The following is a 26,961-nucleotide window of genomic DNA, read 5'->3' as shown; positions in this document are numbered from 1 at the left end:
TGGCTGCACGTGTGTAGCGGACGGTGACTGTGGAGGGTTCATGACGTCTGTCTCGGGGAGCGGTACGGGGTCCGAGGGCGGCAGCGGGGCGGGAAGCAGCGTCGAGGGGGGCAAGCTGCGGCGGACCCTCGGGTTCCGGGACCTGGTCGTCTACGGGCTGCTGTTCATCGCCCCGATGGCCCCTGTCGGCATCTTCGGCACCCTGGACGCCAAGTCCGGCGGCTCGGTCGCCCTCGTCTACATCGTGGCCACCGTCGTCATGGGCTTCACCGCCTTCAGTTACGCCCAGATGGTGCGGGTCGCCCCCTTCGCGGGCTCGGTCTTCACGTATGCCCGCAAGGGACTCGGGGAAGGGCCCGGGTTCATCGCGGGGTGGATGGCGATGCTCGACTACCTGCTGATCCCGGCCGTCGCCTATCTCTTCTCCGGGATCGCGATGAACGCCCTGGTCCCGGAGGTGTCGCGGTGGGTGTGGACCGCGATCGCCGTCCTGATCACCACCCTGCTCAACCTGTGGGGGGTGCGGGCGGCCGCGCGGGTCGGGTTCGCCGTGCTGGCCATGGAGATCGTGGTGCTGGTGGTCTTCGTGGTGTCGGCCGTGGTCGTTCTCGTACGGGACGGGGCGCAGCGCGGGTGGCTGACGCCGCTGACCGGGGACTCGGCGTTCTCCATGGCGGCGGTGCTGGGCGCGGTGTCGGTGGCCGTGCTGTCGTATCTGGGGTTCGACGCCATCGCCTCGTTCGCCGAGGAGGTGACGGGCGGGTCGCGGAAGGTGGCGCGGGCGGTGCTGTTCTGCCTGGTGCTCGCGGGGGTCCTGTTCATCGCCCAGACGTATCTGGCGGCGCTGCTGGAGCCGATGAGCTCGGCGGAGCTGGCGGCCGATCCGGCGGCGCAGGGGTCGGCGTTCTACGACGCGGTCGACGCCTCGGTCGGGACCTGGCTGCACGACCTGGTGGCGGTCAGCAAGGCCATCGGTGCGGCGTTCGCGGCGCTGGCGGGGCAGGCGGCGGCCGGGCGGCTGGTCTTCGCGATGGCCCGGGAGCGGCGGCTGCCGCACCTCCTCGCGAAGGTGGACCCGAAGTCGGGCGTACCGCGGCTGGCGATCCTGGGCGCGGCGATCGTGACGCTGGTGGCGGCGGTGTGGGCAGCCCGGCGCGACGACGGCCTGGACCATCTGGTGTCGGTGGTGGACATCGGGGCGCTGACGGCGTTCGTGCTGCTGCACGCGTCGGTGGTCGGCTGGTTCGTCGTACGCCGGATGTCGGGGCCGCCCGTCTGGTGGAAGCACGTGTTCGCCCCGGTGGTGGGTGCCGGGGTGCTGATCGCGGTCATCATCGAGGCGACGACGAGCGCCCAGGTGGTGGGGCTGTGCTGGCTGGCGGTGGGGTTCGTGGTCCTCGCGGTGCAGGGGGCGGGCGGGCGCGGGGCGAAGGGGGGTGCCGGGAGCTGAGGGGGGAGTGTCGGGCGCTGAGGGGGTGCCGGGAGCTGAGGGGGGGAGTATCGGGCGCTGAGGGGGGTGCCGAGAGCTGAGGGGGGTGCCGGGCGCTGGGGGGCCGCTCCCCCGGCGGTTCGCGGTCTCGGGGTGAGGGGCCGCTCCCCCGGCGGCTCGTGGTCTCGGGCTGAGGCGCTGCTCCTCCCCCGGGTGGCTCGTGGTCTCGGCCGTGGGGCCGCTCCCGCGGGCGGCTCGCGGTCTGGGCCGTGGGGCCGCTCCCCGGTGGGCTGTCGTTCGCGAACCGCCTGCGCTGTCAGCGGGTCCCGATACCCTCGGGCGCATGGCTCTCAACACGTCCGCGGAAGCGCCGCTGCCCGTCGGTGAGGTGTCGCGCCTGATCGGGGGGTGGATCGACCGGCTCGGCGCCATCTGGGTGGAGGGGCAGATCACCCAGCTCTCACGGCGGCCGGGGGCCGGGGTCGTCTTTCTGACCCTGCGCGACCCGTCCCACGACATCTCGGTGAGCGTGACCTGTTTCCGGCAGGTGTTCGACCGGATCGCCGACGTGGTGAGCGAGGGCGCGCGGGTCGTCGTCCTCGCGAAGCCCGAGTGGTACGCGCCCCGGGGGCAGTTGTCGCTGCGGGCCACCGACATACGGCCGGTCGGCATCGGCGAGCTGCTGGTGCGGCTGGAGCAGCTGAAGAAGTCGCTGGCCGCCGAAGGTCTTTTCGCCCTGGACCGCAAGAAGCCGCTGCCCTTTCTGCCGCAGCTGATCGGGCTGGTCAGCGGGCGGGCATCGGCCGCCGAGCGCGATGTCCTGGAGAACGCGCGCCGCCGCTGGCCCGCCGTGCGCTTCGAGGTCCGCAACACCGCCGTGCAGGGGGTGAACGCGGTCAGTCAGGTGGTCCAGGCGATCGAGGAGCTGGACGCGCTGGCCGAGGTGGACGTGATCGTCGTGGCTCGGGGCGGCGGCAGCGTGGAGGACCTGCTGCCGTTCTCCGACGAGCAGCTGATCCGAGCCGTGGCCGCCTGCCGTACGCCGGTGGTCTCCGCGATCGGCCACGAACCGGACTCCCCGCTGCTGGACCTGGTGGCCGACCTGCGCGCCTCCACGCCCACGGACGCGGCCAAGAAGGTCGTCCCCGACGTGGGCGAGGAGCTGGACAAGGTGCAGCAGCTCCGGGACCGGGCGCTGCGGACCGTCCGGGGCATCCTGGACCGCGAGGAGCGGGGGCTCGCGCACGCGCTCGGCCGGCCCGCGATGGAGCGGCCGCAGCGGCTGGTGGACGAGCGGGAGGCGGAGGTCGACGCGCTCGTCGGGCGCAGCCGCCGGGTGCTGGGCCATCTGCTGGACCGGGCCGACTCGGAGCTCGCGCACACCCGGGCCCGGGTCGTCTCGCTGTCGCCCGCCGCCACCCTGGAGCGGGGCTACGCGGTGCTCCAGCGGCCGGACGGCCACGTGGTGCGCTCCCCCGAGGAGGCCGGGGCGGCCGGGGAGCCGCTGCGGGCGCGGGTGTCGGAGGGCGAGTTCACGGTGCGGGTGGAGGGGTGACCCGGCGGGACGGCAGCGGGGACAGGGCGCGGGACGGCGGCCGGGGCAGGGCTCAGGACAGACGCCGGGACAGCGCGCGGGACCTCGGCCGGGGCTGAGCACGTGCAGCACAGTGCAAGGTCGGGTGCAGACACAGTGCAAGGTCAGGTGCAGACGCAGTGCGAGGTCAGGTGCAGGGCGGCACAGGGCGGTGCAGGGCAGGTGCAGAGCGTCGCAGCGTAGGCGTCGCGGCGTAGGTCAGGTGCAGAGCAGGGCAGAGCGGCACAGTGCAGCACAGGGCGGTGCTGGGCAGTGCGCCGCAGAGCGCCACGGCGCAGCGCAGAGCAGTACCCACGATGACGTAGCGGCTCACATTCAAGGTCACATTCAAGGGTGGATCACATGACGAACGACGGTACGGCGGCGGCTGCCGCGACGAGCACGCTCGGGTACGAGCAGGCGCGGGACGAGCTCATCGAGGTCGTACGCCGGCTGGAGGCGGGCGGCACGACGCTGGAGGAGTCGCTGGCCCTGTGGGAGCGCGGCGAGGAGCTGGCGAAGATCTGCCGCCACTGGCTGGAGGGCGCCCGCGCCCGCCTGGACGCGGCGTTGGCCCGTCCGCGGGACGAGCCCGGCGGGGGTCCGGCCTCCGACGACTGATCACCTGCGGGAGTTGTGGAGTGGATCACTCCGCTCCGCTTTTAGTTGAAAGTTAACCTATCTCTCGGTTACGGTCGGCGGGTAAGTCCCCCCGTGCCCGTTCGGAAGGTTTGCCCCCAGATGTCCCTCATTCTCGACCCCGCCGCCCAGGACCTTCTCTTCCGCGAGGCCCGCACCGCCAACACCTTCACCGACGAGCCGGTGACCGACGAGCAGGTCCAGGCGATCTACGACCTGGTCAAGTTCGGCCCGACCGCCTTCAACCAGTCCCCGCTGCGCGTCGTCCTGGTCCGCTCCGCCGAGGGCCGCGAGCGTCTGGTGCAGCACATGGCCGAGGGCAACCGCCCCAAGACCGCCACCGCCCCGCTGGTCGCGATCCTGGCCGCCGACAACGAGTTCCACGAGGAGCTCCCGGCGCTGCTGCCGCACTTCCCGCAGGCCAAGGACATGTTCTTCTCGGAGCGCCCGGCCCGCGAGTCGGCCGCCGGCCTCAACGCCGCGCTCCAGGCCGCCTACTTCATCATCGGCGTCCGCGCCGCCGGCCTGGCCGCCGGGCCGATGACCGGCTACGACGCCGCCGGCGTCCAGAAGGAGTTCCTGGACGGCGACCACACCCCGCTGATGGTCGTCAACATCGGCAAGCCGGGCGAGGACGCCTGGTTCCCGCGCAGCCCGCGCCTGTCCTACGACGAGGTCATCAAGACCGTCTGATCCGCATACGTGAAGGGGCCCCGGAACGCATCACGTTCCGGGGCCCCTTCACGTACGTACAGCGGAAATTCGCGTACGTACAGCGGAAAACGCCGCCCGTCAGGAGGCCGGAGCCGAGGCCGGAGCCGACGAGGGCGAAGCCGAGGCCGGGGCGGCCGGCGTGGGCCCGCCGACCGGCTCCGTCCTCAGCGCCTCAACCATCTCCACCAGCCGCTCCTTGGGCGCCGAGCCGGTCACGACGGTGGTGTGCCCCTTGCCCGGCAGGACGAGGGCGTTGTACTTCGCGCCCTTCCAGTACTGCCACTCGCGGCCCGCCACCGTCTCGGTGGTCCCGTTGTCCTTCGCCTTCTGGCTGACCTGGGGGATGTACGTGCGCGGCTCGGCGGTGGACTGCTCGACCGCGACGTACTTGCCGTCCGGGTCGAGGAAGCCGAGGTGCCACGCCTTGCCGTCCGCGGCGGCGTACGAGACGGAGGTCGGCTTCCACTTCTCCGGCAGCCCCTCCGGCGCGGCGACCGGGTAGGGGGCGGCGACGCGCACGGTCGCCAGTTCCACGGTGAAGTCGACGGCCTTGACCGGGTCGGCGTTCTCGTCGTGCGGGACGAAGATGTAGATGACGCCCGCACAGGCGGCGGTCACCAGGGTCGACAGAAACATGTTCCGGACCGTCTGCTTGCCTTGCTTGCTTGCCACGGCATCCATGGTGGCACGCGGCCTGACACGCCCGGCCGCAGGGTGGGCGCTGACGGTGGGTGGCGGCGGGGGTACGGACAGCGGTGCTCATGCGTGACCCGCACTGCTCATTTTATCGACCTACCGATAGAGTCGCAGCACCCTCATATCCGGTCGTCGCCGTACAGAAAGGTGCGCTCCGATGTCCGAGCATCATCTGCCGTCCCAATTGGAGGTCTCCCCGGAGGCCCCCGACCGCAACCTGGCCCTGGAGTTGGTCCGGGTCACCGAGGCCGCCGCGATGGCCGCCGGGCGCTGGGTGGGCCGCGGCGACAAGATCGGCGCCGACGGCGCCGCCGTGAAGGCCATGCGCACCCTCGTCTCGACCGTCTCGATGAACGGCGTCGTCGTCATCGGGGAGGGCGAGAAGGACGAGGCGCCCATGCTGTTCAACGGCGAGCGGGTCGGCGACGGCACAGGCGCCGAGGTCGACATCGCGGTCGACCCGATCGACGGCACCACGCTCAACGCCAAGGGCATGCCGAACGCGATCGCCGTGCTGGCGGCCGCCGACCGCGGGGCGATGTTCGACCCGTCCGCGGTCTTCTACATGGACAAGCTGGTCACGGGGCCGGAGGCGGCCGACTTCGTCGACATCAACGCCCCGGTCTCGGTGAACATCCGGCGGGTGGCGCGGGCGAAGAACTCCACGCCCGAGGACGTCACCGTCGTCATCCTGGACCGCCCGCGCCACGAGGGCATCGTCAAGGAGATCCGGGAGACCGGCGCCCGGATCAAGTTCATCTCCGATGGCGACGTGGCGGGTTCGATCATGGCCGCCCGCGAGGGCACCGGCGTCGACCTGCTGATGGGCATCGGCGGGACGCCCGAGGGCATCATCTCGGCGTGCGCCATAAAGTGTCTCGGCGGTGTCATCCAGGGCAAGCTGTGGCCCAAGGACGCGGCGGAGCGGCAGCGGGCGCTGGACGCGGGCCACGATCTGGACCGGGTGCTGTCGACCGACGACCTGGTCAGCGGCGACAACGTGTTCTTCGTGGCGACGGGGATCACGGACGGCGAGCTGATGCGCGGTGTGCGGTACCGCGCGGAGACGGCGACCACCGAGTCGATCGTGATGCGCTCCAAGTCGGGCACGATCCGGACGATCTCCTCGACCCACCGTCTGTCGAAGCTGCGCGCCTACAGCGCCATCGACTTCGACCGCGCGAAGTAGCGGACGGGCAGGAAGCGGCGGACGGACCGGCTGCGAGCTGTCGTACGGGAGGAGGCGCGGGGGCCACGGGCCTCCGCGCCCCCTCCCCCGTCGCGTCTCAGCCCGCCGCGGCTATGCGCTCCGCCGGTGCGGCGGCGGCCAGTTCGATGTCGCGCCTGCGGCGGCGGGCCAGCGCGACCCGGCGCTCGGCGGCGGTGAGGCCGCCCCACACCCCGTACGGCTCGGGCTGCATCAGTGCGTGTTCCTGGCACTCCACCATCACCGGGCAGCGGCCGCAGACGCGCTTGGCGGCCTCTTCACGGGCCAGTCGGGCGGCGGTCGGCTCCTTCGACGGGGCGAAGAACAGCCCCGCTTCGTCACGGCGGCACACCGCCTCCGAATGCCAGGGGCCCGCCTCGTCCTCCCGGGCGGGGGTCCGCTGGGCAGGAACGGCGGCGACCTGGAGGGGCTGATGCGGCGGTTGCAGCACGGTCTACTCCTGACGACGGCTACGGCTTCGCGAGCGAGAGACGATGCAGCAGTCCATACCCGCTGTGTGTTCGCCTATGCACTGCGTGGCACCGGCGCGCGGCGCACGGGAAGGGGGCCGCGCGCCGTTCTGGCCGATTCTCGAAGTGCGCTCGCCCCGCCGTCCTCAGTGCCCGAAGTGCTTGCGCAGCCGCTGCTGGAGGTCCGCGACGAACTTGCCCCGCTTCGGCCGGCCCTCCACGCCGCCGAAGACGGAATAGCCGTTCACCACCACGACCGGCGCTTGTGGATCCGCCGATTCCATCGTTCGCACCTCGAACGCGCCGAAGACGCCGGTGCCGTTGCCGCGCAGCGAGATGTTCTCCGGCACCCTGATCTCGACGCTGCCGAAGATGGCCGTCGCGTTGATCACGGTCAGTCGTTGGCCGAAAAGCGCTTCGGTCAGATCGATCTCCACGCTGCCGAAGAGCGCGAAGGCGTTCGTCCGGCCGCCGACCCGCCAACGGCCCTTGCGGGTGGAGCTGCTGAAGATCGCGACGAGGCTCTCGGCGGGGCCGTCCGGGGTCTCGGGGCCGTACGCGTACGGCTGGTGCGGATCCGTGCGCCCGGCGGGGCCGGACGCGGGCAGATCGCGGACCAGCGGCTGGAGTTCGCCGACGGTCTTGGCCCGGTAGACGAGGTCGACGCGCTCCGCGTGCTCGTCCGCCGTGAGGCGGCCCTCGGCCATCGCCTCCCGCAGGATGTCCGCGATCCGGTCGCGGTCGGCGTCGGAGGCGCGGAGGCCGTCGCCGGGCGCGAACCGCTCGGGCGAGACCTGGTGGGCGGCGCTCTGCTGGGCGGCCGGCGCCTGGGCGGTCGGTGGAGCGGCCGGCGCGGCGGGCTGCTGGGGCTGCTTCTCTAGGTCCACCGGCCCAGCGTACCCAAACGCGATAGATCGCGACTACCCCTCCCATCGGCGCGCCCCGCAGGGAAGCCCCCGGGGGGAGTCCGGCGGAAGGGGCCCTCGCACCCCGCCGGCAGAACCCCTCGCGGACCCCCTCGGCGGAGCCCCACCCCGCCGTCCTCCAGGTGAGCCTTACCTCACAGGATCGGGCCGGAAGCGGCGTTCTACCCTGGTTGACGCGCTGCCCAAGGGAGGTCAGCCGCTGTCGCCGAGTGAGGAATGGCCGTAATGCCAGAGTTTGCGTACTCCGATCTGCTCCCCCTGGGAGAGGACACCACGCCGTACCGTCTGGTGACCGCCGAGGGTGTCTCCACCTTCGAGGCCGATGGCCGTACGTTCCTCAAGGTCGACCCGGAGGCGCTGCGCACGCTGGCCGCCGAGGCGATGCACGACATCTCGCACTATCTGCGCCCGGCCCACCTTGCGCAGCTGCGGCGGATCATCGACGACCCGGACGCCTCCTCCAACGACAAGTTCGTGGCGCTGGACCTCCTGAAGAACGCGAACATCGCCGCCGCGGGCGTCCTGCCGATGTGCCAGGACACCGGCACGGCGATCGTCATGGGCAAGCGCGGGCAGAACGTGCTGACCGAGGGCGGCGACGAGGAGGCCCTCTCGCACGGCATCTACGACGCGTACACCAAGCTCAACCTGCGCTACTCGCAGATGGCCCCGCTGACCATGTGGGACGAGAAGAACACCGGCTCCAACCTCCCGGCCCAGATCGAGCTGTACGCCACGGACGGCGGCGCGTACAAGTTCCTCTTCATGGCGAAGGGCGGCGGCTCGGCCAACAAGTCGTTCCTCTACCAGGAGACGAAGGCCGTCCTGAACGAGACCTCCATGATGACGTTCCTGGAGGAGAAGATCCGCTCGCTGGGCACCGCGGCCTGCCCGCCGTACCACCTGGCGATCGTGGTCGGCGGCACGTCGGCGGAGTTCGCGCTGAAGACCGCCAAGTACGCCTCCGCGCACTACCTGGACGAGCTGCCCGCCGAGGGCTCCCCCACCGGGCACGGCTTCCGGGACAAGGAGCTGGAGGAGAAGGTCTTCGAGCTGACGCAGCGGATCGGGATCGGCGCGCAGTTCGGCGGCAAGTACTTCTGCCACGACGTGCGCGTGGTGCGCCTGCCCCGGCACGGGGCCTCGCTGCCCGTCGCGATCGCCGTCTCCTGCTCGGCGGACCGCCAGGCCACCGCGAAGATCACCGCCGAGGGCGTCTTCCTGGAGCAGCTGGAGAAGGACCCGGCGCGCTTCCTCCCCGACACCACCGACGAGCACCTCGACGAGGCCGGCGACGTCGTGGAGATCGACCTCAACCGCCCGATGGACGAGGTGCTGGCCGAGCTGACCAAGTACCCGGTCAAGACCCGGCTCTCGCTGACCGGCCCGCTGGTCGTGGCGCGCGACATCGCGCACGCCAAGATCAAGGAGCGGCTGGACGCGGGCGAGGAGATGCCGCAGTACCTGAAGGACCACCCGGTGTACTACGCGGGCCCCGCGAAGACGCCCGAGGGGTACGCCTCCGGCTCCTTCGGCCCGACGACGGCCGGCCGCATGGACTCCTACGTCGAGCAGTTCCAGGCGGCGGGCGGCTCCAAGGTGATGCTCGCCAAGGGCAACCGCAGCAAACAGGTCACCGACGCCTGCGGTGCGCACGGCGGCTTCTACCTGGGCTCGATCGGCGGCCCGGCGGCCCGCCTCGCGCAGGACTGCATCAAGAAGGTCGAGGTCGTCGAGTACGAGGAGCTCGGCATGGAGGCGGTCTGGCGGATCGAGGTGGAGGACTTCCCCGCGTTCGTCGTCGTCGACGACAAGGGCAACGACTTCTTCACCGCGCCCGCCCCGGCCCCGACGTTCACCAGCATCCCGGTGCGGGGCCCTGGTCTGGGCTGACCGGCCGCCGGAGCCACGAGGAGGAGGGGACGCCCGTTCGGGCGTCCCCTCCTTCCGTGTTCGGGCACGTCCTTCCGTCTTCGGGCACGGTCGGGCGGTGCGTACGGCGAGATCCAGCCAATCTCGCGGGAGCCCGCGCCGCGCTCGCGGCCCGGCCCGGGGCGGGGTCGCCGCACGTCGTGGCGCACCCGCCGCCGGTCGCCCGGACCGCCCGCGCCCGGCGGACGGAAGCGTCGACGACGGCCCCGACCGGGCTACGCGCGCCCCGGCGTCCGGGAACCCCGCCGCGCCCGGGGCCTCGCCGCCTCCCCGTCCGGTGCGCCGGTCCCCGGCCCGGGGGCGGGGAGGCGGCCGGTCGGGCACCGCCGCTTTCCCGCAGGGGGCCGCCTTCCGGGCTTGCGCCGCACCGCCGGGCGGCGAAGGGTTGTTCAACGTTCCTGAAATTCACCCCGGGCACCACCGGCCCCGGGCACCACCGGCCCCCCGGGACCCCACCGGTCCGGGGATCGCCGGACGCCCCCTCACGGCCCGGCCGGCCCCCGCCCGCGCAGCCACTGCCGAACTCCGGAAAGGCGGACGCCGAATGACTCCGGCCCCCCACCGCAGCCACACCGACGACCTGCTCGCCTTCATCGCCGCCAGCCCCTCCCCGTACCACGTGGTCGCGAGCGCGGCCCAGCGGCTGGAGAAGGCCGGATTCCGCGAGCTGCTCGGCACGGACGACTGGACGGGGGCGAGCGGTGGCTGCTTCGTCAGCCGGGCCGGTGCGCTGATCGCCTGGTACGTCCCCGAGGGCGCGCCCGCGCACACCCCGTTCCGGATCGTCGGCACCCACACCGACTCGCCGAACCTCCGCATCAAACCCGCACCCGACACCGGCAGTTCGGGGTGGCGGCAGATCGGGGTGGAGATCTACGGCGGGGTCCCGCTGAACACCTGGCTCGACCGGGACCTCGGCATCTCCGGCCGGCTCGCCCTGCGCGGCGGCCCGCACGGCGACCCGCGCAGCAGACTCGTCCAGATCGACGAACCCCTGCTGCGCGTGCCCCAGTTGGCCATCCATCTGGACCGCTCGGTCAACGACGGGGTGGCGCTGGACCGGCAGCGCCACATCGCCCCGATCTGGGCGCTCGGCAACCCGCGTGAGGGCGAGCTGCTGCGGCTGGTGGCGGAGGCGGCCGGGGAGGACGCGGCCGACGTACTGGGCTGGGATTTGATGCTGCACGACGTCCAGCCGCCCGGATACCTGGGCGCGGAGCGGGAGTTCGTCGTCGCGTCCCGGCTGGACAACCAGGTCTCGGTGCACGCCGGCGTGACGGCCCTGGTGGACGCGGCGACCGGGGTCACCGAGCCGGCCTACGTTCCGGTGCTGGCCGCCTTCGACCACGAGGAGGTCGGCAGCGGTTCCGAGACGGGCGCGCAGAGCCCGCTGCTGGAGCGGGTGCTCTCGCGCTCGGTCTCGGCCCGGGGCGGCAGCGACGAGGACTGGTCGCGGGCGCTGGCGGGTGCGTTCTGCGTCTCCGCCGACATGGCCCACGCGGTGCACCCCAACTACGCGGAGCGCCACGACCCCGACCACCGCCCGCTGCCCAACGGCGGCCCCACGGTCAAGGTGAACGTCAACCAGCGGTACGCCACCGACTCCACCGGCATCGCCGTGTTCACGGCCGCCTGCGAGCGGGCCGGGGCTCCGTGGCAGCCGTTCGTCTCCAACAACGCGATGCCCTGCGGGACGTCGATCGGCCCGCTCACCGCCGCCCGGCTCGGCGTCACCACGGTGGACGTGGGGGTGCCGGGCCTCTCCATGCACTCGGCGCGCGAGCTGTGCGGGGTGGACGACCCGGCACACCTGGCGGCGATCCTGGGCGCGGTGATGGTCGGGGGCTGAGAACTCCCGTGCGGAGGTGGGGTGGTGGCCGCCGCTCCCGGCGCCCACCACCCCGAACCGCCCTTACGCGAAGCGCTGCTTGGCACTCCCGTCGCACGTCTGGAGCTTCAGCGGGTCCTTGGCCCCCGCCAGCGTCAGACAGAGCCCGGTCGCCGCGGCCGGGCGGATGGTGCCCGCCTGGCGGACGAACTTCTGGTTGGCCGCGCCCGCGCAGTTCCACACGATGAGGGTCGCGCCCGGGTTGTACTTGGCGCCCGACACGTCCAGGCACCGGTCGTGGCTGAGCGCGGTGCGCAGGGTCTGCGTACCGGTGTCGTACCACCAGTTCTGGTTGCGGCCGCCGTGGCAGTCCCAGCCGCCGATCGCGGTGCCGTTACGGGTCACCGAGGCCGGGACGTCCACACAGGCGCCGGTCGCCTCGTTCCTCACCGGGGCGAACACGTCGTCCCAGGCCGCCCGTTGGAGCACCGGGTTCCCCGTGCCGGCCGGGTCGGCGCAGCTCGCCTCGCGGAGCCCGGAGTCGTACATCTGGGTCAGGCAGGAGGCGAAGGCGCGGTGACCGGCCGCGTTGGGGTGGAAGGACTGGCGTACGGAGTTCTCGTCGGGCAGTCCGGGCTTGCTCAGGTCGATGTAGAGGCCGCGCGCCCAGGGGGCCTCGCTGCACACCTCGTGGCCGTGGAAGAGGCGGGAGTTGTCGAGGTAGGCGGCCCCGGTGGAGGCGGCGGCCTTGCGCATGCCGGCCTGGAAGGCGGGCACGGCGACGTTGCGGCCCCAGGCGGTGTCGGAGTCATAGCCGAGACCGCCGCAGATCAGCTTGCCGGGGAACTGCGGGTTGTCGTAGAAGTCCGGGCCGATCGGGCTCGGGTAGCCCATCAGGACGAGCTTGTAGTCGCTGTTCGCGTACCCGGCGTCGGTCATCACCGTACGCAGGTCGCGGACGGTCGACTCGACCTTGGGGACCAGGGCGTCCACCCGGGCCTGCCAGCCGCCCGCGTACTTGGACTCGCACGGGCCCTGGAGGCTGAGGTAGCGGACCACGCAGTCGGTCATGACCGGGCCGAACTGGAGGTCGTCGTTGGCCCCGGCGACCAGGACGATCATCTTGATCCGGGTGTTGCGGGCCTTGATCGCGAGGGTGTCGCTCTGGACCAGCTCGTCGGCGTACTGCTTGTTTCCGCCGATTTTGATGTTCCCGGTATAGGCCCCGGAGCAGGAGACGTTGTACGTGAGGTCCGCCGCGATGCCCGTGCGGTGGATGGCGGCCTCCGGCGAGCGGTGGCACCAGTTGTCGGGGCCGTTGGTGCCGGGGTCGTAGGTGCCGACGCCCTCGCCGGAGATCTCGCTGTCGCCCAGCGAGATCAGCCCGGTCTTGCGTTCGGCGAGCGGCCGTTCGGCGGGGCTGCCGTACAGCCGGGTGGCCTCGGCCGCCCGGATCGATTCCAGCGCGGGCGGAAGAGGAGTGGATGCGATAGTGCTGGTGCCGGTACCCGACTCGGCAGCGCCGGCCGGTCCGGCGACCGCCATGGTGGTGGCGGCCACCGCGAGCGCGGCGGTGACAGCGGCCGTACAGCGGAGCCGGCGAAGGCTGCGGAGCCCTCGAAGTCTGAGCCTGGTGCGCCTCATTGCGCCTCCCGGGTGAGTGGTTACCCCCGGTATTTACTGGCCGGTAGGCGACTTGGGAATACCTAGAACAAGACACGTGCTCATCTTTTCCAGGAGGTTTAAACACGATGGTCGACACATCGGCAGATACGCAGGACGGCCCGGAGTTCCGGATCGAGCACGACTCCATGGGTGAGGTGAGGGTCCCCGCCCACGCCAAGTGGCGGGCGCAGACCCAGCGGGCGGTGGAGAACTTCCCCGTCTCCGGGCAGCGGCTGGAGCGGGCCCACATCGAGGCGCTGGCCCGGATCAAGGGTGCGGCGGCCAAGGTCAACGCCGAGCTGAAGGTGCTCGATCCGGACATCGCGACCGCGATCCAGGAGGCCGCCGCCGAAGTCGCGTCCGGCCGCTGGGACGACCACTTCCCGGTCGACGTGTTCCAGACGGGCTCCGGCACCTCCTCGAACATGAACACCAACGAGGTCATCGCCACCCTCGCCACCGAGCGGCTGGGGCGCGAGGTCCACCCCAACGACCACGTCAACGCCTCGCAGTCGTCCAACGACGTCTTCCCCTCCTCCATCCACATCGCGGCGACCGCCGCCGTCACCGCCGACCTGATCCCCGCCCTGGACCATCTGGCGGAATCCCTGGGGCGGAAATCGGCCGAATTCTCGGAGGTCGTGAAGTCGGGCCGTACGCATCTGATGGACGCCACCCCGGTCACCCTCGGCCAGGAGTTCGGCGGCTACGCGGCGCAGATCCGCTACGGCGTGGAGCGGCTGCGCTCCTCCCTCCCCCGGCTCGCCGAACTCCCCCTGGGCGGTACGGCGGTGGGCACCGGCATCAACACCCCGCCCGGCTTCTCCGCCGCCGTGATCGCGGAGGTGGCATCGGCCACCGGGCTGCCGCTGACCGAGGCCCGCGACCACTTCGAGGCGCAGGGGGCCCGGGACGGTCTTGTGGAGACCTCGGGCCAGCTCCGTACGATCGCCGTCTCGCTGACGAAGATCTCCAACGACCTGCGGTGGATGGCCTCGGGACCGCGCACCGGCCTGGCCGAAATCAATCTGCCCGACCTCCAGCCGGGCTCGTCGATCATGCCCGGCAAGGTCAACCCGGTCATCCCGGAGGCGGTCCTGATGGTCGCCGCCCAGGTCACCGGCAACGACGCCACGGTCGCCACGGCGGGCGCCGCGGGCAACTTCGAGCTGAACGTGATGCTCCCGGTCATCGCGAAGAACCTGCTGGAGTCCGTACGGCTGCTCGCCAACGCCTCCCGGCTGCTGGCCGACCGCACGGTGGACGGCGTCACCGCCAACGTGGAGCGGGCCCGCGCCTACGCGGAGTCCTCGCCCTCGGTGGTCACCCCGCTCAACAAGTACATCGGGTACGAGGAGGCCGCGAAGGTCGCCAAGCGGTCCCTCAAGGACGGCACGACGATCCGGGAGACCGTGCTGGCCTCGGGGTATGTGGAGCGCGGCGATCTGACGGTGGAGCAACTGGACGCGGCGCTGGACGTGTTGCGGATGACCCGCCCGTGACGTGTGCGCGGATGACACGGCCGTGACGGACGGGACGCGTGAGGTCACCCGGTGACACCCGGGTGACCTGAGTCGCAGCGAGCGGGCGGGGACGCTCCGTAAGATCCCTTCATGACAGGTACGGGAGAGAGCCCACGCTGGGCGCCGGGGGACCAGATCCTCTGGCGCTACCGCGACAACGGACGGGCCCACCGGGCGCCCGGCGCCCCGCCCGTGCACATCTGCCGCCCGGTGACCGTCGTCCAGGACACCGCCGAGCTGCTCGCCGTCTGGATGGCGCCCGGCACCGAATGCGTACGCCCGGTCCTGGCCGACGGCACCCAGGTGCACGCCGAGCCGCTGGCCACGCGCTACACCGCGCCGCGCACCACGGCCCGCTCCACCTGGTTCGGCTCCGGGGTGCTGAAGCTCGCCCGGCCCGGGGACCCGTGGTCGGTGTGGCTGTTCTGGGACCGGGGCTGGCTCTTCAGGAACTGGTACGTGAACCTGGAGGAGCCGCGCACCCGGTGGTCCGGAGGGGTGGATTCCGAGGATCACTTTCTCGACATCTCCGTGCACCCGGACCGGAGCTGGAAGTGGCTCGACGAGGACGAGTTCGCCCAGGCCCAGCACGTCGGCCTGATGGACCCGGCGACCGCGGCGGGCGTGCGGGAGGCGGGCCGGGCGGCCGTCGAGGTGATCGCGGCGTGGGGCCCGCCGTTCCGGGACGGCTGGGAGCACTGGCGGCCCGATCCGCGGTGGCGGGTGCCGCCGCTGCCGGATGACTGGGACCGCACCCCCGCCCATATCCCGTCGTGAGACCCTGGACGCACCCCTCGGGGGCCGGTCGGCAGGACCGGTCGCCCCAGGGGCGCGCCGGTCGGGCCGGCGCACACCACACCGGATCTGACCACAAGTCATCGCGCCGGTCGTGCGGAAGGACGGGCCACGGACCCGGCCGGGCCGCCCGGTCGCGGGACCACCACGAGGGGGTGGAGACGTGTTCGCTGCCCGCTGCCGCGCCGCCGTGCGCAGACCGGCCGCCGCGCGGAACGTCGTCGTCCGGCCATCGTGCGGACGTACGGTTTCGGCCCCGTGCGCCGGGGCATCCGCAGACAGCCGTTGTTCTCACCGCGCTTGCCGGGGCACAGTAGCGCCCCACGAGGTCACTGCCTCATACAACCGGCCCGGACGGACGGAACCCCACGCGTGACGGAGCACCCCACCTCCCACGAAGGCCGGCAGCCTCTCGCGGCGCGGCAGCAGGAGCGCACCCGGCCCCGGCAGCAGGACGCGGCGGCGGCGTCCGCCGCCGCGGCGATCCCGGCGCCGGCCCCCGTGCCGAACCCGGGCCCCGCCCCGGCCGCCGTCACCGAGGCGCAGGCGGCCACCCGCCGCGAGGGCGACCGGCTGCGCTTCATCGGGGCCGCGACCCGGCGGATCGCCCGGGGCATAGACCTGGACGAGATCGTGCTCGGCCTGTGCCGGGCGAGCGTGCCGACGTTCTGCGACGCGATCATGGTCTATCTGCGCGACCCGCTGCCGGTCGGGGACGAGCGGCCGGTGAGCCCGTTCGTCCTGCGGCTGCGCCGCAGCGACCGGCTCCGGCTCACCGACGAGGAGGGCGAGGCCGGCGCGGAGGCGGAGCGGCCGCGTCCGCTCGTCACCGACCCGGCGGCCGACCTGCTGCCCGCCGCCGAGCTGTGCGAGGTGCGGGCGGGCGGCGCGCTGGCCGAGGTGCTGCGCGGGGTGCGGCCCGTCTTCGGGGACTCGGCGGCGGCCCGGGCGGCGCTGCCCGAGCTGCTGGGGCCGGGGCGTCCGGTGCCCACCGGCCACCGGGCGATCCTCGCCCCGTTGCGCGGCAGGCGCCGGGTGATCGGCGCGGCGGTCTTCGTACGGTCCACCGAGCGGGCCCCGTTCGAGGCCAGTGACCTGCTGGTGGCGGCCCAGCTGGCGACCCACACCGCGCTGGGCATCGACAAGGCCGTGCTGTACGGGCGCGAGGCGTACATCGCGGACGAGCTCCAGCGCACCATGCTCCCCGACTCGCTCCCCCAGCCCACCGGCGTGCGCCTCGCCTCGCGCTACCTCCCGGCGGCCGAGACGGCCCGGGTCGGCGGGGACTGGTACGACGCGATCCCGCTGCCCGGCAGCCGGGTCGCCCTGGTCGTCGGCGACGTCATGGGCCATTCCATGACCTCGGCGGCGATCATGGGCCAGCTCCGCACGACGGCCCAGACCCTCGCCCAGCTCGACCTGCCGCCGCAGGAGGTGCTGCACCACCTGGACGAGCAGGCGCAGCGGCTGGGCAGCGACCGGATGGCGACCTGCCTGTACGCGGTGTACGACCCGGTCGCGCACCGGATCACCATCGCCAACGCCGGCCACCCGCCGCCCGTGCTGCTGCACCTGGGCGGCCGGGCCGAGGTGCTGCGGGTGCCGCCCGGCGCGCCGATCGGGGTGGGCGGGGTCGACTTCGAGGCCGTCGAGCTGGACGCCCCGGCCGGCGCCACGCTGCTCCTCTACACGGACGGGCTGGTGGAGTCGCGGCTGCGGGACGTGTGGACGGGCATCGAGCAGCTGCGGGAGCGCCTGGCGGCGACCGCGCAGCTCACCGGGGCGGACCACTCGCCGCCGCTGGAGGCCCTGTGCGACGACGTGCTCGACATGCTGGGGCCGGGCGACCGGGACGACGACATCGCGCTGCTCGCCGCCCGCTTCGACGGGATCGCGCCGAGCGACGTGGCGTACTGGTATCTGGAGCCGGAGGACGCGGCTCCGGGCCGGGCCCGCAGGCTGGCGAGGCGGGCGCTCGCCCGGTGGGGTCTGGACGAGATGTCCGACGAGGTGGAGCTCCTGGTCAGCGAGGTCGTCACCAACGCGGTGCGCTACGCGGAGCGACCGGTGACGCTGCGGCTGCTGCGGACCGACATCCTGCGCTGCGAGGTCGGCGACGACTCCCCGCAGCTGCCCCGGCAGCGCCGGGCGCGGGAGACGGACGAGGGCGGGCGCGGGCTGTTCCTGGTGAACCGGCTGGCCCGGCGGTGGGGCGCGACGCGGCTGTCGACGGGCAAGGTCGTCTGGTTCGAGATGGCGACGCGAAGGCCATAGGGGCGGCCATCGCGGGCAGACGGGCGGCATGGGGAGGTCCACGGTGACGGACCGTGGCGAAATGTTGCCGACCCCGATACGTCGGAGTTGACTGCATTCGGGGCGGATGAACCCGCATGCTCCCCATCTGAACCTGAATACTCCCCCACGACTCGACGGGAGAACGCTCGTGACCGAGAAGACCCCGCAGCTTCCCTACACCACGAACAACGCCGGGATTCCGGTGGAGAGCGACGAACACTCGCTCACCGTGGGGCCGGACGGCCCGATCCTGCTCCAGGACCACTATCTGATCGAGAAGATGGCCCAGTTCAACCGTGAACGGGTCCCCGAGCGGGTGGTGCACGCCAAGGGATCGGGAGCGTACGGAACGTTCGTCGTGACCAACGACGTCAGCCAGTTCACCAAGGCGGACCTGTTCCAGCCGGGCAGGCGGACCGACATGCTGGCCCGCTTCTCCACCGTCGCCGGTGAGCAGGGCTCGCCCGACACCTGGCGCGACCCGCGCGGCTTCGCGCTGAAGTTCTACACCGAGCAGGGCAACTACGACATGGTCGGCAACAACACGCCGGTCTTCTTCGTACGGGACCCGATGAAGTTCCAGGACTTCATCCGCTCGCAGAAACGCCGCCCGGACAACGGGGTGCGCGACCACGACATGCAGTGGGACTTCTGGACCCTGTCCCCCGAGAGCGCCCACCAGGTCACCTGGCTGATGGGCGACCGGGGCGTCCCGAAGACGTACCGGAACATGGACGGCTTCAGCTCGCACACCTATATGTGGGTCAACGGGGGCGGCGAGCGGTTCTGGGTGAAGTACCACTTCCGGACCGACCAGGGCAACGACTTCCTGACGCAGGAGGAGGCCGACGACCTGGCCGGCACGGACGGCGACGCCCACCGCCGCGACCTGTTCGAGTCGATCGAGCGCGGGGACCACCCGAGCTGGACGCTGTCGGTGCAGGTCATGCCGTTCGAGGACGCGCCGGACTACCGGTTCAACCCGTTCGACCTGACCAAGGTGTGGCCGCACGGCGACTACCCGCTGATCGAGGTCGGCCGGATGACGCTGAACGAGAACCCGGAGGACTTCTTCGTCCACATCGAGCAGGCGTCGTTCGAGCCGTCGAACCTGGTGCCCGGCATCGGCCCGTCGCCGGACAAGATGCTGCTGGGCCGGCTCTTCTCGTACCCGGACACCCACCGCTACCGGATCGGCCCGAACTACGCGCAGCTCCCGCCGAACCGGCCGCGGCACGGGGTGAACTCGTACGCCAAGGACGGACCCATGCGGTACGAGCCGTCGCGCACGGGTGCGGTGTACGCGCCGAACTCGTACGGCGGTCCCGCGGCCGACACCGCCCGGTTCGGCGACCCCGCCGGCTGGGCCACGGCGGGCGAGATGGTGCACGAGGCGTACAAGCTGCACAGCGAGGACGACGACTGGGGCCAGCCGGGCACGCTGGTGCGCGAGGTCCTGGACGACGCGGCGCGCGACCGGCTGGTGTCGAACATCTCCGGCCACCTCCTGGACGGCGTGAGCCGTCCGGTGCTGGACCGGGCGCTCCAGTACTGGCGCAATGTCGACAAGGACCTGGGCGACCGGGTCGCGAAGAAGGTCAACGGCGGCTGAGCGGCTTGAGGGACGTTCCGTACGCGTGAGGGAGGGGCGGCACCGACCGGTGCCGCCCCTCCCTCACTTCATGTCCCTCACTTCACGGCCGCAGGCCCGGGTCACTCCCCGAAGAGCCCGCCGCCGCCGGGCCGCTCGCCCGGCTGCCCGTCGCTCTCCCCGGGCAGCGGCGGCAGCTCCGGGCTCTTGGTCGGCGGGGTGGGGGGCGGGGTGATGGTCGGCGGGGGCGAGGATGTCGTCGGAGGGGCGCTGGGCGTCACGGACGGGGTCCTGGACGGCGTCCTCGACGGGGTGGGCTCCTCGGACTCGGTCGGCGTGGGTTTCTCGGACGGTGTCCGCGAGGGCGTCGGCGGTGCGGGGACCTCGCCGCGCTCCACGTCCTCCAGGTCGAACTTCGCGTTCGAGCCGCTGCCCAGGGCGCCGAGGGTGTAGTGCGCCCAGATCCTGGCCGGGAAGCCGCCGCCGTTGGCCCGGCCGGAGTTGGCCGTGCCGGTGAGGGAGACCTGCTTGCGGCCGCCGTCGCCCTCGCCGAAGAGGGCGACGACCGTGGTCAGCTCGGGGGTGTACCCGGCGAACCAGGCCGACTTGTTGTCCTCGGAGGTGCCGGTCTTGCCCGCCGCGTCGTAGGCGGAGGTGTCAGCCGCGCTGCCGGACCCGGAGTCGACGACGCCGGTGAGCGCCGAGGTGACGGTGTCGGCCGACGCACGGCTGATCACCTGCTGCTTCTTGGGCTCCGGGGGGTTGACCGAGCGGTCGCGGTGCTCGGCGGACTGGAGGATGTGCGGGGTGACCTTCTTGCCGTGGTTGTCGAGCGTGGCGTAGGCCGCCGCCATGTCCCAGGTCGAGGCGTTCATCGCGCCGAGGGAGACCGCGGGGCGCTCGGGGAAGTTCTTGTCCGGCATGCCGAGGGCGAGCGCGGTCCGCTTGGTCGCGGCGGGCGTCACGTCCACGATCATCTGCGCGAAGACGGAGTTGACCGAGCTGTTCATCGCCTGCTGGACGGAGATGGGGCCGTAGTCCTTGTCGTCCTCGTTCTGCGGGTTGAACGGGGTGTCGCTGCCGACGACGGGCCGCTTGCTGGTGCCGTCGTAGATCGTCCTGAGCCCGATCAGGCTGCCGTCCTGGGTCTTGGCCTCGTTCTCCAGGGCGGCGGCGAGCACCAGGGGCTTGAAGGTGGAGGCGGGCTGGTAGTCCTGGCGGGTGGCGTTGTTGATGTAGTGCTTGACGTAGTCCTCGCCGCCGTACATCGCGACGACCTTGCCCGTCTTCGGGTCGACGGAGGTCGCGCCGGCCTGGACTCCGGCGTCGACCTTGTTGGCCTTGCGGTCGAGCTTGGACTCCAGCTCCTGGTCCACCGACTTCTCCAGCTGCTGCTGGCGCTTCTTGTCGACGGTGAGGGTGAAGGTCCAGCCGCCGGCCTCGCGGTCCGCCGCGGAGACGCCCTGCTTCTCCAGCTCGTTGTTCACCGCCTCGACCAGATAGCCGGTCTGGCCCTCCATGCCCTTGGCGGGCTTGGGCCTCTGCGGATAGGGGAACTTCTGCTGCGCGCGCTCGGACTCCTCCAGCCAGCCCATCTCCACCATGTTCTTCAGGGTGTAGGCCCAGCGGTCCTTGACCAGGGTCCTGCCGGTCTCGGTGGCGGTGGACCAGTCGTACTGGCTGGGGGCCTGGAGGAGCGAGGCGAGGTAGGCGCCCTGCGAGACGTTCAGGTCCTTGGCGTCGATGCCGTAGTACGCCTGGGCGGCGGCCTGGATGCCGCTGGCGCCGCGCCCGTAGTAGGCGGTGTTGATGTACCCGGCGAGGATCTGCTCCTTGGACTGCTCCTGGTCGACCTTGAGCGAGATCACCAGCTCCCGGAGCTTGCGGCTCACGGTGGCGTCCTGCTTGAGGTAGTAGTTCTTCACGTACTGCTGGGTGATGGTCGAGCCGCCCTGCTTGCCCTTGCCGCTGAGCGTGTTGAACAGAGCGCGGGTCGTGCCCTTGAGGTCGACGCCCTGGTCCTTGTAGAAGGTCTTGTTCTCGGCGGCGACGAAGGTCCGCTGCACCTTCTCGGGCACTTCGTCCAGGTCCACGATCTGCCGGTTGATCCCGTTGTTGGACCGGGCGAGGACCGTGCCGTCGCTGTACTTGTAGACGTTGCTCTGCCGCTCCGCCAGCACGTTGGGGGCGGGGACGCCGACGTACAGGTAGAGCGCGGTGAACGCGCCCATGGCCAGCAGGCAGAACCCGAAGAACGTGCCCAGCAGCTTCTTCCACGTGAAGAGTCCGCGTATGCCGCCGCTCTTCGCGGCCCGGCGCGATTCCCGCGCCCGGGCTCGTCGCGCATCCGCTCGACCCATTGCTGTGTTGCTCCCGCTTCTCTGCTCGACCGGCTCGCTCGGTTCAGTCAGTTCGTTCAGACCTGCCAGCTAACACTGTCGGCAGGGATGAAGGACGAGCGATCCGGTCTTCTACGGACGTGACAATCAGCACCCGCTCCCCCAGGAACCGACTCCTCAAGGGTGCACAAGGTTGCGAGAACCGATAATGTGACATCACATTGATAGCGCGACGACAGGTCGCGCGGAACGGGGGACCCCATGACGGAACAGCACGACGGCCACCGCCCGGACGCACCCGCGGCCGACCTCGCCCCCGACACCCCCGACATGCCCGCACCGCAGGTCAGGGAAGTGACCGCGCACTCCATCCCGGGCGGCCTCGGACTGCTCCTGACCGTCGTCGGCGTGTTCGCCGGCATCGGTCTGGCCATCCTCGGAGGCGTGATCGGCGCGGGCGGCAACAACGGCGTCGGCGTCCCGCTCCTCATCCTCGGGATCCTGCTCACCATCACCTCGTTCTTCTGCATGAGCGGTGTGAAGATGGTCGCTCCGGGCGAGGCCCGGGTGATCCAGCTCTTCGGGCGGTACGTCGGAACCATCCGCGCGGACGGGCTGCGCTGGATCAACCCGCTGACCTCCAGCCGCCGGATCTCCACCCGGGTCCGCAACCACGAGACCGCCGTCCTCAAGGTCAACGACGCCTACGGCAACCCGATCGAACTGGCCGCGATCGTCGTCTGGAAGGTCGAGGACACCGCGCAGGCCCTCTTCGAGGTCGACGACTTCCTGGAGTTCGTCGCCACCCAGACCGAGGCGGCGGTGCGGCACATCGCGATCGAGTACCCGTACGACGCCCACGAGGAGGACGGCCTCTCGCTGCGCGGCAACGCCGAGGAGATCACCGAGAAGCTGGCCGTCGAGCTGACCGCCCGGGTGAAGGCGGCGGGCGTCCTGATCATCGAGTCCCGCTTCAGCCACCTCGCGTACGCCCCCGAGATCGCCTCCGCCATGCTCCAGCGCCAGCAGGCCGGCGCGGTCGTCGCGGCCCGCCAGCTGATCGTGGAGGGCGCGGTGGGCATGGTCGAGACGGCGCTCGCCCGGATCGCCGAGCAGGGCATCGTGGAGCTCGACTCCGAGCGCAAGGCGGCCATGGTCAGCAACCTGCTGGTGGTGCTGTGCGGCGACCGCGCGGCGCAGCCGGTCCTCAACACGGGCAGCCTCTACCAGTGACCGACCCGACGCCTCCCCGGCGGACGCCGCCGGCGTCCCGGTCGCGGCAGCGCAAGCAGATGCTGCTGCGGCTGGACCCCGCGGTGCACGACGCGCTGGCCCTCTGGGCCTCGGACGAACTGCGCAGCGCCAACGCGCAGATCGAGTTCCTGCTCCGCCAGGCGCTGGAGCAGGCGGGGCGGCTGCCGGGGTCGGCGGCTCCGATCGCCCGCCGGGGACGGCCGCCGAAACGGGCGCCGGAGGAGCCGGAGAGGCCGCCCGGGGAGCCGAGGAGGCCGCCGGAGGAGCCGGAGAGGCCGCCCGGGGAGCCGAGGAGGCCGCCGGAGGAGCCGGAGAGGCCGCCGGAGGGCCCAGAGAGGCCGCCGGAGGAGCCGAAATCGCCACCCGCGGCTGACGACGCGTAGCGAGCAAGCCCCCTGCCCCTTGGTCCATCCCACGGGCCAGGGGGCTCTTTTCGGACGTGTATACACACCGGGTATACACCCCGTGTACAGTGCTCCTCATGTCAATCGGTCACACCCTCCTAGGACTCCTGGAGTCCGGCCCGCGCCACGGCTACGACCTCAAGCGCACCTTCGACGAGAAGTTCGGCCAGGACCGCCCGCTGCACTACGGGCAGGTCTACTCGACGATGTCCCGGCTCCTGAAGAACGGGCTGGTCGAGGTCGACGGCGTCGAGAGCGAAGGGGGGCCCGAACGCAAGCGTTACGCGATCACCGACGCCGGGATCACCGATGTCTCCCGCTGGCTCGCGCAGCCCGAGAAACCGGAACCGTACCTTCAGTCGACGCTCTACACCAAGGTCGTCCTCGCGCTCCTCACCGACCGCAGCGCCGCCGCCCTGCTGGACTCACAACGCTCGGAGCACCTGCGGATGATGCGCATCCTCACCGACCGCAAGCGCCGGGGCGACCTCGCCGACCAGCTGATCTGCGACCACGCCCTGTTCCACCTGGAAGCCGATCTGCGCTGGCTGGAACTGACCGCCGCCCGCCTGGACCAGCTCGCGAAGGTGGTCGCCCCGTGATCCCCGAAGGCTCCCTGCTCGCCGCCCGCGACCTGCGCAAGACCTACGGCTCGACGCCCGCCCTGGACGGCGCGTCGTTCTCCGTGCACCCCGGGGAGGTCGTCGCCGTGATGGGCCCCTCCGGCTCCGGCAAGTCGACCCTGCTGCACTGTCTGGCCGGGATCATCACCCCGGACTCCGGCACCATCGCCTACGCGGGCCGCGAGCTCTCCGCGATGTCGGACGCCGAGCGCAGCGCCCTGCGCCGCAGCGACTTCGGCTTCGTCTTCCAGTTCGGCCAGCTCGTGCCCGAACTGACCTGCGTCGAGAACGTGGCGCTGCCGCTCCGCCTCGACGGTGTGAAGCGCAAGGCGGCCGAGCGCACCGCCCGGGAGTGGATGGAGCGCCTGGAGGTCGACGACCTCGGCGCGAAGCGCCCCGGCGAGGTCTCCGGCGGCCAGGGCCAGCGCGTCGCCGTGGCCCGCGCCCTGGCGGGCTCCCCGAAGGTGATCTTCGCCGACGAGCCGACCGGGGCCCTGGACTCCCTCAACGGCGAGCGGGTGATGGAGCTGCTCACCGCGGCCGCCCGGTCGTCCAACGTGGCCGTGGTCCTGGTGACCCACGAGGCCCGGGTCGCCGCCTACTCCGACCGGGACGTCACCGTGCGCGACGGCCGGGCCCGCGACCTGGAGCACTCCGTATGACGCTGCTCGACTCCCGTAACCCTCCGGCCGCCGAACAGGACCGCCCGAAGCCGCCCTCGCGCGGCGCGGCCGTCCTCCGGGACCTCGGCCTCGGCATCCGGTTCGCCGCGTCCGGGGGCCGCGAGGGCTGGATACGTACGCTGCTGACGGCGGTCGGCGTCGGCCTCGGGGTCGCGTTGCTGCTGCTCGCCTCCTCCGTACCGCACATGCTCGACGAGCGCTCCGCGCGGGAGCAGGCGCGCGGCGAGTCCGCCGCCTCCGAGGGGCGCCCCGCGAAGTCGGACGCCTCGGTGCTGCGGATCTCGACGACCACCGAGTACCGCGGCCGGACCGTCATCGGCCATCTGATGCGGGCGGAGGGTTCGGCGCCCGTCCGTCCGCCGGGCGTCGACCGCTTCCCCGGGGCGGACGAGATGGTGGTCTCCCCCGCGCTGCGGGACCTGCTCGCCGCCCCCGGGAACGAACTCCTGCGGGAGCGGCTGCCGTACGGGATCACCGGCACGATCGGTGACGCCGGGCTGCGCTCGCCCGGCGAACTCCTCTACTACGCGGGCAGCGACACCCTGACCCCCGCCGCGGGCGGCCAGCGGATCACCGGATACGGGAACTCCCGCGAGGCCGATCCGCTGCCGCCGCTGCTGGTGATGCTGACCATCATGGTCTGCGTCGTGCTGCTGGTGCCGGTCGCGATCTTCATCGCCACCGCCGTGCGCTTCGGCGGCGACCGGCGCGACCGCAGGCTCGCCGCGCTGCGCCTGGTCGGCGCGGACATCCGCACCACCCGGCGCATCGCCGCCGGGGAGGCGCTGTTCGGCGCGGTCCTCGGGCTGCTGTGCGGCCTGGTGTTCTTCCTGGCGGGGCGGCAGTTCGTCGGTGCGGTGGAGATCTGGGACGTCAGCGCGTTCCCGGCGGACCTGGTGCCCGATCCCCGGCTGGCGCTGCTGATCACCCTCGCGGTGCCGCTGACCGCCGTGCTCGTCACGCTGGTCGCGATGCGTTCCGTGGTGATCGAACCGCTCGGCGTCGTACGCCGCGGCCGCGACCGGGCCCGCCGGTTCTGGTGGCGGCCGCTCATGCCGCTCGCGGGTCTGGCGGTGCTCGGTTTCACGGGCCGGATCAACGACTACGAGTACGCGCCCATGAAGCCGTACGGGATCGCGACCGGGGCGGTGCTGGTGCTGGTCGGGCTCGCCCTGCTGCTGCCCTGGCTGGTCGAGGCGTGCGTGAGCCGGCTGCGCGGCGGCCCGGTGCCCTGGCAGCTCGCCACCCGCAGGCTCCAGTTGAGCAGCGGGGCCGCGTCCCGTGCGGTCAGCGGGGTCACGGTGGCGGTGGCGGGGGCGATCGCCCTGCAGATGCTGTTCGCCGCGATGAACGCCGACTTCAACCGGATGACCGGCCAGGACCCCACGCGGGCCCAGTTCGCCACGTACTCCGAGAAGGTCACGGGTGAGGCGGCCACCTCGGCCATCGAGCAGTTCCGCGCCACGAAGGGCGTGGACATGGTGATCGGCTCGGTGCAGGCGTACGCGTCCAAGCCGGGCGTCTACGCGGACGACGACATCCCGCCCACCACCTCGCTGACCATCGGCGCCTGCGACACCCTGCGCGAACTGGCCCGGATCGGCGCCTGCGAGGACGGCGACACGTTCGTCGTCCACCCGCCGGGCGACGAGGACATGTCCGCCTGGATCGACCAGGCCGCCCGCAAGGGCAAGGAGATCGAGATCGGCTCCGGGGAGGGGAAGCCGGTGCGGTGGACCCTGCCCGCCGACTCCCCGACCGTGCAGGGCCGCAAGGACCCGATGGGCGAGACGCACCACGGGATCATGGCGACCACCGGGGCGATCGACGCGGGCACGCTGCCCGGCGCGCAGATCACCGCCCAGATCCGGGTCGACAAGAACGTGCCGGACGTCGCCGAGCACGTACGGAACACGGCGGCCAGGATCGACCCGCGCATGTTCGTCGTCACGCTCGACAAGGTGGAGCGCGACCGGCAGTACGCCAGCGTCCAGAGCGGGCTCCAGGTCGGGGCGAGTGTGGTGCTGCTGCTGATCGCCGCGTCGATGCTGGTCTCCCAGCTGGAGCAGTTGCGCGAGCGCAGGCGGCTGCTGTCGGTGCTGGTCGCCTTCGGCACCCGGCGTACGACGCTGAGCTGGTCGGTCCTGTGGCAGACCGCCGTCCCCGTGGTCCTCGGCCTCGCGGTGGCGGTGGCCGGCGGGCTGGGACTCGGCGCGACGCTGGTCTGGATGGTGGAGAAGAGCGTCTCCGACTGGTGGCTGTTCCTGCCGCTGACCGGCATCGGCGCGGGGCTGATCCTGCTGGTGACGGCGTTGTCGCTGCCCTCGCTGTGGCGGCTGATGCGGCCGGACGGGCTGCGCACGGAGTAGCGGGGG

Annotated in this window: 20 protein-coding genes and 1 pseudogene; 16 read left to right on the top strand and 5 right to left on the bottom strand. The window is 71.9% G+C overall.

Annotated elements, in window-relative coordinates; genetic code table 11:
• The first annotated feature begins 40 nt into the window (after positions 1-40).
• The 4 genes from ACLJPL_RS24365 (at position 41) to ACLJPL_RS24350 (ending at position 4,334) form a co-directional block, all read left to right on the top strand.
• Positions 41-1,450, top strand: a complete 1,410-nt coding sequence (locus ACLJPL_RS24365; protein WP_411083053.1) for an APC family permease — start codon at positions 41-43, stop codon at positions 1,448-1,450.
• A 322-nt stretch (positions 1,451-1,772) separates the two neighbouring features.
• Positions 1,773-2,984, top strand: coding sequence for an exodeoxyribonuclease VII large subunit (gene xseA / locus ACLJPL_RS24360; protein WP_411083052.1), 1,212 nt, complete (start codon positions 1,773-1,775; stop codon positions 2,982-2,984).
• Between the two features lie 381 nt (positions 2,985-3,365).
• Positions 3,366-3,623, top strand: a complete 258-nt coding sequence (locus tag ACLJPL_RS24355) for an exodeoxyribonuclease VII small subunit (RefSeq protein ID WP_411083051.1) — start codon at positions 3,366-3,368, stop codon at positions 3,621-3,623.
• 120 nt (positions 3,624-3,743) lie between these two features.
• Positions 3,744-4,334 carry a malonic semialdehyde reductase gene (locus ACLJPL_RS24350; protein ID WP_411083050.1) on the top strand — a complete coding sequence of 197 codons (591 nt, stop codon included), beginning with the start codon at positions 3,744-3,746 and terminating at the stop codon, positions 4,332-4,334.
• A 99-nt stretch (positions 4,335-4,433) separates the two neighbouring features.
• Here ACLJPL_RS24350 and ACLJPL_RS24345 read toward each other — a convergent pair whose 3' ends face one another.
• On the bottom strand, positions 4,434-5,036 hold the full coding sequence (locus tag ACLJPL_RS24345) for a DUF4245 domain-containing protein (RefSeq protein WP_411083049.1): 603 nt from the start codon (positions 5,034-5,036) through the stop codon (positions 4,434-4,436).
• Between the two features lie 172 nt (positions 5,037-5,208).
• Between ACLJPL_RS24345 and glpX the strand changes: the two genes are divergently transcribed.
• Positions 5,209-6,240, top strand: a complete 1,032-nt coding sequence (glpX, locus tag ACLJPL_RS24340; RefSeq protein ID WP_401161720.1) for a class II fructose-bisphosphatase — start codon at positions 5,209-5,211, stop codon at positions 6,238-6,240.
• Between the two features lie 97 nt (positions 6,241-6,337).
• Here the strand turns inward: glpX and ACLJPL_RS24335 are convergent, their stop codons facing one another.
• Both ACLJPL_RS24335 and ACLJPL_RS24330 read right to left on the bottom strand, forming a co-directional pair.
• Positions 6,338-6,709 carry a WhiB family transcriptional regulator gene (locus tag ACLJPL_RS24335; RefSeq protein WP_411083048.1) on the bottom strand — a complete coding sequence of 124 codons (372 nt, stop codon included), beginning with the start codon at positions 6,707-6,709 and terminating at the stop codon, positions 6,338-6,340.
• A gap of 165 nt (positions 6,710-6,874) precedes the next feature.
• The gene (locus ACLJPL_RS24330) at positions 6,875-7,615 is read right to left on the bottom strand and encodes a DUF1707 domain-containing protein (protein WP_411083047.1); all 741 of its coding nucleotides are present in this window, start codon (positions 7,613-7,615) and stop codon (positions 6,875-6,877) included.
• Between the two features lie 264 nt (positions 7,616-7,879).
• Between ACLJPL_RS24330 and ACLJPL_RS24325 the strand changes: the two genes are divergently transcribed.
• Positions 7,880-9,547, top strand: a complete 1,668-nt coding sequence (locus ACLJPL_RS24325; RefSeq protein WP_411083046.1) for a fumarate hydratase — start codon at positions 7,880-7,882, stop codon at positions 9,545-9,547.
• A 583-nt stretch (positions 9,548-10,130) separates the two neighbouring features.
• On the top strand, positions 10,131-11,435 hold the full coding sequence (locus tag ACLJPL_RS24320) for a M18 family aminopeptidase (RefSeq protein WP_411083045.1): 1,305 nt from the start codon (positions 10,131-10,133) through the stop codon (positions 11,433-11,435).
• Positions 11,436-11,498: 63 nt separating this feature from the next.
• Here the strand turns inward: ACLJPL_RS24320 and ACLJPL_RS24315 are convergent, their stop codons facing one another.
• Positions 11,499-13,058, bottom strand: coding sequence for a ricin-type beta-trefoil lectin domain protein (locus tag ACLJPL_RS24315; RefSeq protein WP_411083044.1), 1,560 nt, complete (start codon positions 13,056-13,058; stop codon positions 11,499-11,501).
• A gap of 107 nt (positions 13,059-13,165) precedes the next feature.
• Between ACLJPL_RS24315 and ACLJPL_RS24310 the strand changes: the two genes are divergently transcribed.
• The 4 genes from ACLJPL_RS24310 (at position 13,166) to ACLJPL_RS24295 (ending at position 19,304) form a co-directional block, all read left to right on the top strand.
• The gene (locus ACLJPL_RS24310) at positions 13,166-14,581 is read left to right on the top strand and encodes a class II fumarate hydratase (RefSeq protein WP_411083043.1); all 1,416 of its coding nucleotides are present in this window, start codon (positions 13,166-13,168) and stop codon (positions 14,579-14,581) included.
• 111 nt (positions 14,582-14,692) lie between these two features.
• Positions 14,693-15,379 (top strand): DUF402 domain-containing protein, encoded by a 687-nt coding sequence (locus ACLJPL_RS24305; protein WP_411083042.1) that lies wholly within the window; start codon positions 14,693-14,695, stop codon positions 15,377-15,379.
• Positions 15,380-15,769: 390 nt separating this feature from the next.
• Complete coding sequence (locus ACLJPL_RS24300; RefSeq protein WP_411083041.1) at positions 15,770-17,671, top strand: SpoIIE family protein phosphatase; 1,902 nt, start codon at positions 15,770-15,772, stop codon at positions 17,669-17,671.
• A gap of 169 nt (positions 17,672-17,840) precedes the next feature.
• Complete coding sequence (locus tag ACLJPL_RS24295) at positions 17,841-19,304, top strand: catalase (protein ID WP_411083040.1); 1,464 nt, start codon at positions 17,841-17,843, stop codon at positions 19,302-19,304.
• 101 nt (positions 19,305-19,405) lie between these two features.
• Here the strand turns inward: ACLJPL_RS24295 and ACLJPL_RS24290 are convergent, their stop codons facing one another.
• Positions 19,406-21,643, bottom strand: a complete 2,238-nt coding sequence (locus tag ACLJPL_RS24290; protein ID WP_411083039.1) for a transglycosylase domain-containing protein — start codon at positions 21,641-21,643, stop codon at positions 19,406-19,408.
• 240 nt (positions 21,644-21,883) lie between these two features.
• On the opposite strand from ACLJPL_RS24290, the gene ACLJPL_RS24285 reads away from it, so the two are divergent.
• The 5 genes and pseudogenes from ACLJPL_RS24285 to ACLJPL_RS24265 all read left to right on the top strand — a co-directional run bounded on the left by ACLJPL_RS24285 (position 21,884) and on the right by ACLJPL_RS24265 (position 26,955).
• The gene (locus ACLJPL_RS24285; RefSeq protein ID WP_411083038.1) at positions 21,884-22,855 is read left to right on the top strand and encodes an SPFH domain-containing protein; all 972 of its coding nucleotides are present in this window, start codon (positions 21,884-21,886) and stop codon (positions 22,853-22,855) included.
• Positions 22,852-23,118: pseudogene (locus ACLJPL_RS24280) on the top strand (hypothetical protein); the annotation flags it as partial. The gene ACLJPL_RS24285 and the pseudogene ACLJPL_RS24280, both read left to right, overlap by 4 nt.
• Before the next feature lie 239 nt (positions 23,119-23,357).
• A complete protein-coding gene (locus tag ACLJPL_RS24275) occupies positions 23,358-23,882 on the top strand; it encodes a PadR family transcriptional regulator (protein ID WP_411083037.1) in 525 nt (174 codons plus the stop codon).
• Entirely contained in the window at positions 23,879-24,565 is a 687-nt protein-coding gene (locus ACLJPL_RS24270) for an ABC transporter ATP-binding protein (RefSeq protein ID WP_411083036.1), read from the top strand. Before ACLJPL_RS24275 ends, ACLJPL_RS24270 begins: the two co-directional genes overlap by 4 nt.
• Entirely contained in the window at positions 24,562-26,955 is a 2,394-nt protein-coding gene (locus ACLJPL_RS24265) for an ABC transporter permease (protein WP_411083035.1), read from the top strand. The genes ACLJPL_RS24270 and ACLJPL_RS24265 overlap by 4 nt, the downstream gene beginning before the upstream one ends.
• The last annotated feature ends 6 nt before the right edge of the window (positions 26,956-26,961 follow it).

The sequence above is a fragment of the Streptomyces sp. cmx-18-6 genome, assembly GCF_046548915.1.
GTDB lineage: Bacteria > Actinomycetota > Actinomycetes > Streptomycetales > Streptomycetaceae > Streptomyces.
Note: the sequence above shows the minus strand (reverse complement) of the source record. Positions and strands in the feature narration are given on the sequence as shown.